This window comes from Thermodesulfobacteriota bacterium, from assembly GCA_034189135.1.
Classification (GTDB): Bacteria; Desulfobacterota; Desulfobacteria; order Desulfobacterales; family JAUWMJ01; genus JAUWMJ01.
The window spans coordinates 60,489-73,231 of sequence record JAXHVO010000070.1 but is presented as its reverse complement, the minus strand read 5'-3'; the positions used below and the strand labels follow the sequence as shown (position 1 = coordinate 73,231).

General features: G+C 43.5%; 12 protein-coding genes. 4 read left to right on the top strand and 8 right to left on the bottom strand.

The genetic code is table 11. From position 1 onward, the window contains the following. Positions 1–44 precede the first annotated feature (44 nt). Together SWH54_10565 and SWH54_10560 are read left to right on the top strand one after the other, a co-directional pair. Positions 45–608 carry a hypothetical protein gene (locus SWH54_10565; GenBank protein MDY6791696.1) on the top strand — a complete coding sequence of 188 codons (564 nt, stop codon included), beginning with the start codon at positions 45–47 and terminating at the stop codon, positions 606–608. A gap of 185 nt (positions 609–793) precedes the next feature. After that, on the top strand, positions 794–1,843 hold the full coding sequence (locus SWH54_10560) for an IS481 family transposase (protein ID MDY6791695.1): 1,050 nt from the start codon (positions 794–796) through the stop codon (positions 1,841–1,843). A gap of 61 nt (positions 1,844–1,904) precedes the next feature. On the opposite strand, the gene SWH54_10555 is transcribed toward SWH54_10560, so the two are convergent. The 4 genes from SWH54_10555 to SWH54_10540 form a co-directional block, all read right to left on the bottom strand. Beyond that, entirely contained in the window at positions 1,905–2,330 is a 426-nt protein-coding gene (locus tag SWH54_10555) for a GNAT family N-acetyltransferase (protein MDY6791694.1), read from the bottom strand. Positions 2,331–2,393: 63 nt separating this feature from the next. Then, on the bottom strand, positions 2,394–4,175 hold the full coding sequence (locus SWH54_10550) for a long-chain fatty acid--CoA ligase (protein MDY6791693.1): 1,782 nt from the start codon (positions 4,173–4,175) through the stop codon (positions 2,394–2,396). 333 nt (positions 4,176–4,508) lie between these two features. Then, entirely contained in the window at positions 4,509–5,153 is a 645-nt protein-coding gene (locus SWH54_10545; GenBank protein MDY6791692.1) for a type II CAAX endopeptidase family protein, read from the bottom strand. Continuing rightward, positions 5,129–6,715 carry a HEAT repeat domain-containing protein gene (locus SWH54_10540; protein ID MDY6791691.1) on the bottom strand — a complete coding sequence of 529 codons (1,587 nt, stop codon included), beginning with the start codon at positions 6,713–6,715 and terminating at the stop codon, positions 5,129–5,131. The genes SWH54_10545 and SWH54_10540 overlap by 25 nt, the downstream gene beginning before the upstream one ends. A gap of 192 nt (positions 6,716–6,907) precedes the next feature. On the opposite strand from SWH54_10540, the gene SWH54_10535 reads away from it, so the two are divergent. After that, positions 6,908–8,686 carry an adenine deaminase C-terminal domain-containing protein gene (locus tag SWH54_10535; GenBank protein ID MDY6791690.1) on the top strand — a complete coding sequence of 593 codons (1,779 nt, stop codon included), beginning with the start codon at positions 6,908–6,910 and terminating at the stop codon, positions 8,684–8,686. Between the two features lie 75 nt (positions 8,687–8,761). Next, positions 8,762–9,250, top strand: coding sequence for a response regulator (locus SWH54_10530; GenBank protein ID MDY6791689.1), 489 nt, complete (start codon positions 8,762–8,764; stop codon positions 9,248–9,250). Between the two features lie 84 nt (positions 9,251–9,334). On the opposite strand, the gene SWH54_10525 is transcribed toward SWH54_10530, so the two are convergent. From SWH54_10525 to SWH54_10510, 4 genes are all read right to left on the bottom strand, one after another. Continuing rightward, on the bottom strand, positions 9,335–9,535 hold the full coding sequence (locus tag SWH54_10525; GenBank protein ID MDY6791688.1) for a cold-shock protein: 201 nt from the start codon (positions 9,533–9,535) through the stop codon (positions 9,335–9,337). Positions 9,536–9,780: 245 nt separating this feature from the next. After that, a complete protein-coding gene (locus SWH54_10520; GenBank protein MDY6791687.1) occupies positions 9,781–11,094 on the bottom strand; it encodes a TRAP transporter large permease in 1,314 nt (437 codons plus the stop codon). Beyond that, positions 11,091–11,579, bottom strand: a complete 489-nt coding sequence (locus SWH54_10515) for a TRAP transporter small permease (protein MDY6791686.1) — start codon at positions 11,577–11,579, stop codon at positions 11,091–11,093. Before SWH54_10515 ends, SWH54_10520 begins: the two co-directional genes overlap by 4 nt. 81 nt (positions 11,580–11,660) lie before the next feature. Beyond that, a complete protein-coding gene (locus SWH54_10510; protein MDY6791685.1) occupies positions 11,661–12,683 on the bottom strand; it encodes a TRAP transporter substrate-binding protein in 1,023 nt (340 codons plus the stop codon). Positions 12,684–12,743 lie beyond the last annotated feature (60 nt).

The following is a 12,743-nucleotide window of genomic DNA, read 5'->3' as shown; positions in this document are numbered from 1 at the left end:
AAAAAGAATAATAAGGAAATCATATCCGATGAAAAGGTGCTAAAATGAAAAGCGTTCCAATACTATCTTGCGTTTTAGCTTTGTTCACTATGGCCTGCGTAGGCCCCACAGGCTTTTTAATCGACGAATCTCGAAAAAGCACCCTGAGGGACATCGACAAACTGTTTTTGGTTATTGAATTAGAATCAAGCTATGAATCGATGGCCAGAAAAGCTCACTATAAAAAGTTGGATCTTCCTTTCGTTACGAGTTATGCAAAAAATATTTTGCAGAGAGCCTCCGGTTTAGAAGTGGTGTACACGGATAATAAAAATATTGATAAGGGCTTGGTGTTAATAAAAATAGAATCAACACCCTATTGCGACAGCCATAATTTTGCTGGTTATAGATGTCCAGGTGGTCAGGTTGATGGAAACATCGCACTATATCAAAAAGGAGAAAAAATATTTGATGATTGGTTCTTCCACAAAGAACCTATCAAAGATCGTTACTATGGTTTCCCTCCCAATTCGGGTGAAGAATATGCCCTGCGCAGATCAAAAGGCTTTATAACTATTTTAAATGAAATTGGATCTGAAATAAAAAAATACTCTTTAAAGCAGGAATAGGTTATATAGAGTAATCATCATCCATTTGCGGCAACTGTGATATGAAGTGCTGGGTAAAAAGCTGCCGAATTAACAAATATTTCATTTATTTGTAAGAAAACGAACTTGACTTGACACCTTGATAAAAAAAGGGTGGTCAGATACCTTCAAAATAATCACCACATTATTTATAGGAGGTAACAAAAATGACCACCCAAGACAAGCTCGTAAGACGAAAACTCAGCATACTCGAATTAGCAGAATATCTCAAGAACGTTTCTCAAGCCTGCAAGATTAACGGTGTCTCACGTCAACACTTCTATGACATCAAAAAAGCCTTTGATGAGAATGGCATTGAAGGACTCAAGGAAAAAACCAGAAGGAAGCCCTGTATTAAAAACAGAGTAGCCCCAGAAGTTGAAGATGCTGTTGTCAAAATGGCAGTTGAATATCCAGCCTATGGCCAGGCCCGTGCATCCAATGAATTACGTAAAATCGGTATCCTGGTGTCTGGGGGTGGTGTTCGAAGCATCTGGCTAAGGCATGGCCTTGAAACGTTTAAAAAACGTCTGCTAATACTTGAGGAGAAGGCCGCAAAAGAAGGCATTGTTTTTACAGAAGCTCAACTTGCGGCATTAGAAACGGCTAAAAGATCAAAAGAATCTCACCCGGACGAGATCCAAACAGAGCATCCGGGCTATCTGATCAGCCAAGATACTTTTTATGTGGGATATTTGAAAGGAGTCGGCCGTATATATCAGCAGACAGTGATTGACACTTATTCATCTGTAGCATTTGCAAAGCTGTATACAGGTAAAATACCGGTTACAGCGGCAGATACTCTTAATGATCGGGTTTTGCCCTTTTTTGAAGATCAGAATGTGCCTGTCCTACGTGTATTAACTGACCGTGGAACTGAATTTTGTGGTAGCCTTGATAAACATCCATATGAGTTGTTTTTACAACTAAATGAGATTGAGCATACCAAAACTAAGGTGAAGAGTCCGCAGACAAACGGGATTTTCGAACGTTTTCATCAAACCGTGCTCAATGAATTTTACAGGATATTTTTTCGCAAGAAAATATATTCCGATGTAAAATCTTTACAATCTGACTTAGATTGGTTTATGAACAAGTACAATAATGATCGAACGCACCAGGGCAAGCGTTGTAAGGGAAGAACACCAATGACAACATTTATTGAGGGCAAAAAGCTTTTTAATAAGAAAAATATAACTGTGAAAGTGGCTGCGTAACAGTCATTGACAACCCAGGAGGAATCTGGCCACTGTCAAGTCAAGTATTGTCCAGGACAATTTATTCGATATATCCAGCTGAACGAAAATCATCCATATCCTCATTCCTTCTTGCCATCGCAGTCCGCATCTTAGCGTAACCCAACTTCCCATAGAAGGGCTCTTTTCCGGGCACTGCATATAATATGATTGTTTTTACCGGCAAACGCCGGTGCAGTTCTTCCATGATTTGTCTTCCTATCCCCCTGCCTTGGTATTCCGGCAGAATGACAAGATCATAAATTGCCGCCTGGTATTCCCCGTCTGAAATGGCTCTGCCCATGCCAACGAGTTTATCTTCAACATAGGCGAAACATACCAGAAAACTCTTTTCACATGATCTGCGAAGCTTGTCTGGATCCCGGACCCCCAACGGCGCTTTACTGAATAATTCAGCGGCTTCAGACCAGTTCACCTTGCTTGGCTCATACTTAAAGGATATTTTCATATCTTAAAAGTCATTTTTATGTATTCATCAAAGACGCAATTCAGGGAGCAAAAGTGAGAAAAACTATTCTTCGTACATTGAATCAATGATCTCTTTGAATTTTTCATTGATGTTTTTACGCTTCATTTTAAGCGTCGGGGTAATTTCGCCTGTTTCCACGGTAAAGGCACTTGGCAAGAGTCTGAATTTTTTAATGGTTTCATACTGGGCCAGCGCTTTGGAATGATAGTCAATCCGTTTTTGATAAAACGCAATCACCTCCGGATGTTCCACCAGGTCTTCCATGGAGGTGTAAGGGATCTGCTTTTTTTGGGCCCATGTTTCCAGGGCCTCAAAAGAGGGAACCACCAGGGCGGAAATGTATTTTCGCCGGTCACCGATGGCCAAAAGCTGTTCAATAAAAAAGTCTTTGCCGATCAAAGTTTCAATGTGCTGGGGTGCGATATTTTTACCCCCTGAGGTAATGATCAGGTCCTTTATCCGGTCGGTGATTTTTAAAAAACCGTCTTCGTCAAATTCCCCCACATCTCCGGTTTTAAACCAGCCATTATCCATGACCGCTGCAGTTTTCTCCGGCTGCTGGTAATACCCTTTCATTACCTGGGGACCTTTGACCTGAACTTCTCCGTTGTCTGCAATCCTCACCTCACAGTTGGGTACCGGTTTTCCCACGGTCCCGAATTTAAAGCAGCCCGGGGTATTATAGGAAATCATTGGAGAGGTTTCCGTCAAACCGTATCCCTGGCAGATCAGCAGGCCGCAGGAAAAAAAGAATTCTTCAATGGATTGTTCCAGTGGCGCTCCACCTGCGGAAAAAAAATTCTTGGGGCCGCCCACCACTTCCCTGATCTTGGACAAAATCAGCCTGTCAAAAAACTTATGCTTCAGGCGCAGCCCCAAAGAGGCGGATTTGCCTTCTTTAAGGGTGTTATAATATTGATCGCCAGTTTCCAGGGCCTTTTTAAACATCAACTTTTTCAGCACCGAAGCGGTTTCCAGGCGGTTCATGACCGTGGCATAAATTTTTTCATACAGACGTGGAACCGAAACCATGGCCGTGGGCCTGACCTCGGCCATGGTTTCAATGACCTGTTTGGGATCTTCCAGATAGGTATTGACCGCTCCTTTGAGATAAACATAATAGGACCACATTCGTTCGTACACATGGCTTAAGGGCAGGAAACAAAGCGATGTGTCTTTTTCGGAGACATCAAAGTTCTGTTCAATGGCGTCAAACTGGTGAAAAAGATTGTCATGGATGAGCATCACCCCTTTGGGATTTCCGGTGGTACCGGATGTATATATAATGGTAGAGGTATCGGAGCTTTTAATGTTTTCCAGCCTCGATTGAATTTCCGGCAAAAACCGGTCCACATCTTCGATATCCATAAAAGAGGAAAGGTCACCGGCAAAGGACGGGTCAATATCGCTGACAGTATCATATGTTACCACATCCAGGGGATTTTCCGGTTCCCGGATGGCTGCAATATTCTCATACTGGGTGGCATTACCGGTAAAGATGAGTTTGATCCCGGCATCCTTGATAATAAAACGGGCCTGTTCGCCGGTGTTGGTGGCGTAAATGGGGACACTGACGGCACCTGTAATCAAACAGGCAAAATCGGTCACTGCCCATTCATACCGGTTGGCTGAATAAATGCCGATCCTATCACCAGGCAAAACCCCGGCTTGTATCAGTGCACAGGCAAGTCTTTGTACCTTTTCGCCGAATTCGGCATAAGAAACAGATTCCCAGCCCCGATCCGTTTTATAGCGAAGAGCGGTATGGTCTCCATGTTCTTTTATTTTTTCCAGGATTTGTCGACCCAGATTTTGATTTGCCATACAGTACCTCCAAATAAAATTGTCTGTCCGGTACAAGGTTTTTGCATAAGCGCCGGATGGTTAAGTAAAAAATCTAAACCCGTTGAACATCGAAGGCCCAACATATAGTTCTACATAAGGTCTTTTAACAATCTTTTAAACGCTTGTGCAAGAGAATTTCGCCTTTCAGTTGTTTCTCAAAAAGGCTCTTTAGTCTGTGAGAGCCTTTTGGATACCCTTAGCATCAGAATATTTTCAATATACAGCGGCTGGTTTGTGCTGCCAGGTGTATTCATGATTTCAAGCTGACGTTGCCTGATCTTCACGTCCCGCCCACTGTGGTCTGTAAAAGGTTTAATATATCAGAGAAAGGGTGAATATGGCCATATTGCCAAGCATATGAATGGTGATGGGGACGATCAGGCTGCCTTCTTTTTCATAGGCAATGGCAAACACGACTCCGCCAACAATCTGAGGGAGGGGAATGACGGAAAGGGTGGAATGAGCCAAGACAAAAATAAAACTGCTCAGAATGACGGCTGTCACCACCCCCCATCTTCGAAAAAATCCGTAAAGGATCCCGCGAAAAAGAATCTCTTCGGTGACGGGGCCTATTATTCCGGCAACCAGAAAAAAAAGAACGATTTCCCAGCTTTTTACCGGCAGTCTGGTATGTATCAGCGCCAGAGGATTCATATCGGCAAGTAACAAAACAATAAAGACAAAGCAGGTGATTATCCCAAAACCAGCCGACCAAAAAAGCCCCCTTATAAACCCTTTGGCCATTGTGGATGGAGCCAGCCCGATGGCAGGCAGACCCTGGCCCCAGGCCAGGACAATGATAATAATCAGCCCGGCTTCAATTAGCCGTGCCACGCCGGTGACAACCACGGGTGGTATTTTTATGGCTGAAATCGAAAGGGTTGCTGCGGTTTCAATCAATACAAGGGCGGCGAGAGATAAAAAAAGAATTTTTATTTCAATTTTTTTTGCTTCCATCCAAGGCTCCTCAAAGCTTTGTACGCATACCACTGGCAATACCAGTGATCTGATCTCTCAATCATTTTTAAAATCATTTTAACCGCTCGCTTATCCCCCCTCCGGCCTAAAGCATAAAGGGCCATACAAACCACGTTCGGATGGGGATGTTCAACAAAGGTTAACAGATCAGCATAAGTTTCGGGTTTTCGACTTACGCCCAAAGCCTTTACCAGCCAGTAAATCTCAGGCACATAAGCACTTTTCAGTATGCTCTGATATGCTCTATAATTGCCTATTTCCTTTTTTTGGTTATGTATAATTTTCAGTGCTTCAACCCTTTCCTGCCGGTTCTCCGATTGAAGCGCTTGGGCCACATTCTTAACGGTGACCTCTTTTCCTCCCATTTGGTAAAACGGAATCAACAGGCCGATACCGGTAATAAAGCAAAGGATTGAAGCATATCTCGAGGCGTTCTGAAGACCCGGAATAAAAGAAAATATAAAACAAAACAGAGAAAAAACTAAAACATAAAGAAAGATGGGAAAACCAATTAAAAGGGACAAAAGTGTCACCTTTCTAAAAAAGCCGTGCCTGTCACTTGTGACTGAGAACCGTTTTAAGGTTTTTCCTTTGTCGGACAGGAAATCTTCAAGCGAAGTTTTAAGAATTATTTTCCCTCTAGTTTCCAAAACCAGCAAATCAGCATCAGTTCTGATGTTAAGATCCACTTTTCGATGTGCCCCCACGTCAAGATAGTCATCATTTATCAATGCATCTCTTAAGAGCCCTTCAACGGGTTGCTTTCCGATCTCATCAAGGCTGCAAGTCTTAAGCATCTTTTGCTGTAAACTTTTAAAGGCCTCTGCGGGATACAGGGTATACTTGTAGTAAAAGTCATTGATCCTTCTTCCAAAAGAATTGGACAAAAGCAGGTTGTCTCTGATGTCAACAAACAGGCTGCCTTGCATTTGAAATGTCCATAATGCAGTCAAAAATACCAGGGGAGCAAAATGCAAGATTTCCTTTAACCAAACCCCGTGTTCAGGTGGATCGGTTATCCACTTTTTTGTTGAAAAAAAAATTACCGCCGGAATAACAACAAAATAGGAGGTAACCAACGGGCAAAATCCATGTAGGTTCACACTGACCACACATGCTGCCAGAGGAAGTAAAAACAGTATTAAAACGTATTCATTGCGGGAGACAAGCCGTGTCCAGATCCACATCATCGCGATGCTGTATAGAGAAAGGCCCGTTCCGATACTAAGGGTGAAAAAGATGCCTCCGAAAAAGGCGGAGCCGAAACCGGGCAGAGTATTTAATATGTGTGGGTTGGGAATGGCAAGGTAGCCTGCATCTTTTATGGCGGTTATATTAGTATATAGACTGATATTAGACAGGTAGACCTGTATGCTTGCGATTACCTGGGCAGCCAACATACCAAGAAAAAGCGCCCGGGCGGTAAAGGGAATCCTGTGGGTGATCATATATGTCGCAATTTTTGTAATATTTTTCAGCAAAGGATGATTCCCCAAATTTTCTCTTAAAGTCAGCCGGGTCTCAACTGATAACAAAGACAACACAGTGTTCCATATGCAAACCACATTAACGTACGGGGCCAAGTAAAATCAAGCAGCATTTTAAAATTACCTTTTCGCCTTTTGTTTTTCAACTTTGGCCATAAATAAGTCTTTTTGTATTTTTTTTGATGTGTTAAGGATGATGGCATCGCAAAAAGACTCTAAGACTTAATTGATTGAGGAGAAATTGATATGGCAACAGGCAAATCTTCTTCGTTCGCCTTAACCAGGAACTCGGAAAAACTAATCAAGGTTGCACTCGGCAAGGAACAGGCTGACCTGGCAATTGTTAATGCACGTCTGGTTAATGTATTTACCAGCGAGATTTTAGAAAACTCCACGGTTAGCATAAAAGATAAATGGATCGCCGCTGTCGGCAACGACCTCAAACATTCTATCGGAACAAAGACACAGGTGATCGATGCCGGGGGGAAAACCGTCATTCCCGGTTTGATCGACGGGCATACCCACCTTGCCTGGCAGTATACGGCATACGAGTTCTTAAAATATGCGATGAAAGGCGGCACCACCACCATAATTACCGAAACAATGGAGCCCTTTCCTGTATCCGGTTATGAGGGTGTGGTCGATTTTCTCGACTCTTTGAAAGACCAGCCCATCAAGATATTTTCCACCGCTCCCTTTATGGCCTCCATCAGCGATGCTGCCCGCGGTATTGCAATAGAGACTCTTAATAAATTTTTGTCCCGTGATGACATGGTCGGTCTGGGGGAATCATACTGGCAGTCGGTTCTTCAGCACCCCAATGGATCGCTTCCCATTCTGCATGAAACCCTTCTTTCAGGCAAAAGCCTTGAAGGGCATTCTGCCGGCGCCGGCATAAACAAATTAAACGCCTATATTGCCGCCGGTATTTCCTCCTGCCATGAACCGATAAAAGCGGATGAAGCACTGGAAAGATTAAGGCTGGGACTTTATGTGATGATCAGAGAGGGAAGTATCCGCAGGGATCTGGAAGAAATATCGAAGATAAAGGATTTCGGTATTGACTTTAGAAGGCTGGTTGTTGTTTCAGACGGTATGGAGCCTAAAGATTTGCTGGAAAAGGGCTATATGGAATTTATCGTACAGAAAGCTATCAACTGCGGTTTTGATCCGATCACCGCCATTCAAATGGCCACCTTGAATGTGGCAGAGCATTTTTCACTGGATGGCATAATCGGCGGAATTGCTCCCGGCCGATACGCTGACATGCTGATCATCCCAGATGAAAGAACGATTGAAGCGCAATATGTGATCAGCAATGGTCGGGTTATTGCCCAAAATGGCAATCTATTAACCCAGCCACGCAGTCATACCTTTACCAAACAAAGCATGACCAGTGTTCATTCCACCCGCAAACTTAGCCCGTCTGATTTTGCTCTCATCCTGCCACTGGCTACCGAAAAGGTTGAAGCCAGAATAATCAATATGGTGACCGACCTGGTCACCAGCGAAATAAAAATGACTGTCCCCGTTGTTGACGGTGAAATTAGCCAGGATATTCGCAGTGACATAATAAAAATTGCCGCGGTCGACCGAACACATCATCCCGGAAAAATTTTCACCGGCCTGATCAAAGGTTTTGGTTTAAAGGCAGGTGCTTTTGCATGTAGCGCATCCTGGGACACAACGGATATCATCGTTATCGGAGCCAATGATGCGGATATGGCCCTGGCAGTAAACCGGATTTTCCACCTTCAGGGTGGTGCGGTTGTCAGTGTGAACGAAAAAATCGAGGTGGAACTTCCCCTGCCGGTTTTTGGCATTCTCTCCGAACTACCCATAGAGCAGATCGCTGACTTAAATGAACATATAAAACACATGCTGTCAGAGCTTGGGGTGTCTTTTCCCGATCCTCTGCTTTCCTTAATCGCGCTCACTGGAGCGGCAATTCCTTTTTTCAGAATCTGCGAAGAAGGGCTGGTAAATTTAAAAAATGGTAACACAGTTGGACTCATTTCCAATTGAATTTTTCGAAAAGAGTATTATGTTTGTATCGGTGTGTTGAACCAATGGCAATTTTGCAAACAAGGAGAAACTATTATGGACAAAAACGATTTGCTTGAAGGCAAAAAAATTCTTATCGTTGATGATGAGCCTGATGTACTGGAAACTCTGGGTGAACTTCTTGACATGTGTGATGTCACTGAAGCCTCCAGCTTTGAACAAGCCAAAGAGCTGCTTGAGACTCAACATTTTGATTTGGCTGTTTTGGACATAATGGGGGTATCCGGTTACCAACTTCTTGAAATCGCCACCAAGAAAAATTTAATTGCCGTTATGCTCACCGCCTATGCACTTACCCCTGAGGATGTTGAAAAATCTCACAAGGGAGGGGCTGCGTATTATATTCCCAAGGAGAAAATGGTCAACATCGCAACCTTCTTAAATGATATACTTAAAGCCAAGGCAGAAGGAAAGAATACATGGGAAAACTGGCTTTCGAGAATGGCTTCCTTTTGTGAAAAGAAATTTGGCCAAGACTGGCAAAAAAGTGACCGTGAATTCTGGGAAAGATTTCCCTTTCATTAAGATTCAAATCATACTGTCTAGATATAAAAAGGGCATCCCTTTCTCATACGATGGAATGCCCTTTTTTAATTTATAAATGGTAAACTAAACCACAGTAACATTTACCGCAGCAGGACCTTTTTGTCCCTGTTCTATGTCAAAGGAAACTCGGTCACCCTCATTAAGAGTCTTAAAACCGGTTGCATTAATTCCGGTATGATGAACAAATACATCCGGACCATCTTCTTGCTCAATGAAGCCATAGCCTTTGCCGCTATTAAACCATTTTACAATTCCATTAGCCATAGTGAAACCCTCCTTTATGTAAAATTTCTCATGGTTCCAAACTGCAGGTTGCCACTTTGACAAATGGATCTTTCCTTCAGAACGAAACCGGCCCGCCAATTAAGGTCGGTCCTTTATTGATTGGTTATACTATAGTACCTTTTTTCATAAAAAACAAGCTAAAATCATACCTTAAAACATTATAAGTTCAATTTCTTATGAATCAATCATTTTTGATGGCTTCGTAAAAAGTATCACCGATGGCATCAATACATCATATTGGGTAAAACGAGAATGATCTGCGGAAATGCCACTAAAATAACAATTCCCACAATTATGGCAATTAAAAATGGAATGATTCCCTTAAAGATCGATTCAAGACGAACACCGCCCACCACCCCTTCTGCCACTCCATAAACCACGTAAACGTTAATTCCCACCGGTGGTGTGATCACTCCCATCTGGGTGACCAGCACGATGATAATACCAAACCAGATCGGATCGTATCCAATATTAAGTATCACAGGGTAAAAGATAGGTATGGTAAGCATGATCAAAGCCAGTGCGTCCATCACACAACCGCCGATAAAATATACCAGCACGATCATGGCCAAAATCATGAAAGGGGGCAAATCAAAGCCACCGACCCAGCTGGCAATATTAAAAGGAATTCGGGTTACCGCAAGGAATTTACCGAATACCACGGCACCGGCGATGAGAAACATCACCATGCATGATGTTCTCAGTGTTTCATATAACGATTTAACAAATCCCTGCCAGGTCAGCTGCCGGCGAACCACCGACACCAAAAGCACGCCAAAAACACCCACCGCCGCCGCCTCTGTGGGTGTAAAGATTCCAAAAAAAAGCCCACCCATGACCATTAAAAACACGAACAGGGTATCGCCCATTCCTGACAATGATTTTATCCGTTCCGCCCAGGTAAATTTTTCGCCTCTAGGGCCCTGGTCGGGAGAAATGATGCATCGAATAAATATGCAAATAATAAACAAAATGGTGATAAGAATCGCCGGCAGAATGCCTGAAACGAACAGGGCGCCAATGGATTGTTCCGTTAACACGCCATAAACGATTAATACCACGCTGGGCGGCATGATCATGCCCAACCCTCCTCCCGATGCCACCGCACCGGCGGACAGTTCATCGTTATAGTTATAACGCCTCATTTCAGGTAGTCCCACTGTGGCCATGGTTGCCGCAGTCGCCGGACTTGACCCGCAGACCGCCCCGAAAGCGGTACAGGCACTCACGGTGGCCATTGCCAGACCGCCCCGTATGCTGCCTAAAAATTTATATGCCGTGTCATACAGCCTGCGGCTGATCCCGGCGTTAAATGCAATCTGGCCCATGAGAATAAAAAGAGGGATGGTGGTTAGACCGTAAGAAGAAAAAACCTCATAAATATTTCTCGATAGAAGGTTAAGGCCGCCTTTAATTGAAATCATAAATGCAAAACCCACAAAGCCGACCATAGCCATGACATAGGCAACCGGCATGCGGGTCATGAAAAGGGCCAGCATAATGACAATACCAATGATACCAATTAGTGTCGGATTCATTTTTTTCCTTTTAATACTTTAATATATCGGGTGATGTCTTGGATAATCAGTAAAAAGAACATAAGAAAGCAAAAAGAGGTGACATAGATAATGGCATGTTGGGGCAACTCCAGATTCATGGATACTTCACCCGATTTTTGCATGGTACGGGCATAAACAACCATTCGCCAGGTGATTAAGGCAAACAAGCCCAGGCTTAAAAAACTGGTACAAAGTTCAATAATGGTCTGGGTCTTTTGGGAAAACAACCTGACCAGAATTTCCACCCCGATATGCCCTTTGACCTGGTGCGTGTATGGCAGTGCCAGCGCCACTGAAAGCGTCGCCATAAAAGTGACCAGCTCAACAGAACCGAAAACCGGGTGACCAAAAAAACGCCCCACCACATCCACACAGGTTAAAGCCGTCATTCCTACCAGACAGGTGGCGCCCAGAATCTTTAATTTATCCAGAACCCATTCAAAAATTTCCCAAATCTTTTTCATGGTAAATTTATCCTATTTTTTTCTAACTTACCCATTTGGGGAGAAGACAAAAATAATTTTGCCCCCTCCCCGTCTAAAAAGCTATTGCAGACTGTTTAGGGTCTTGATGGTAAAATCAACGACCTTTTGAGCCGGAAGGCCCTTTGCTTCTGTCTTTTTCACATAATCACCAATAATGGGAGCCACCGCCTTTTCCCATTTTTGGGCTTCTCTTTTATCAAGGCCGATCATCTGTCCGCCCTGATTTAAAAAGAATTTAATCCCTTTCATATCACTGCTGTCCCAGGCTTCGCCATGTTTTATAATCCATTCTTCGTTGATCTGCTCGATAATTTTCTGATCTTTTTTGGCTATTTTGTTCCATTTATCCTTATTCATTACTACGAAAAATGATGTGGTATAGGCTGCAGAAAATGCACAGGTCACATAATCGGTCACTTCTCCCAGTTTCCATCCCTTATTGGCTTCAAGGGGATATACTGACCCACTAACCACACCTTTCTGAATGGACTGATAAGTCTCAGGCATTGGCATGGGAACAGGTGTTCCTCCAAGTGCCTTTACCACCAGTGCACTGGTTCCGTGTCCCCTCAGCTTGAGACCCTTCATATCCTTGAGCGTTCTCACCGCCTTGCCTTTGGTGTGAACCAGTCCCGGACCATGGGCATGCAGATACATCACCTTTACATCGGAAAGTTCCTTGGGTTTGAATTTCTTATACACCCGGTTGATGACTTCGGTGGCCACTTTCCCGCTGGTATATCCCAAAGGCAAATCAACCGCCGACATCAGAGGAAATCGGCCGCGGGTATATGCCAGAACGGAAAAACCCAAATCAGAAATCCCCTCTACGGTCCCGTCATAACACTGTTTGGCCTTGGTCAGGGTCTGTCCGGCATAATATTCGACTTTAATTCTACCATCGGTCCGTTTTCCAACTTCCTTGGACCATGATTCGGCTAATTTACTCTGGATGTGGGTGGGTGGGAAAAAACAACTGTAGGTAAGTTTTAAGGTTTTGGCTTCAGCCGTGGTGACCCCGGTGACGATAAAGGCCAATCCGATGAATGCAACCGCCAAGAATAAAAAGATTTTTCTTTTCATTTTGCTCCCCTCCTTAATAAAAAAGATAAGAATGAACTATAAACGTTATCCTATGCTTAA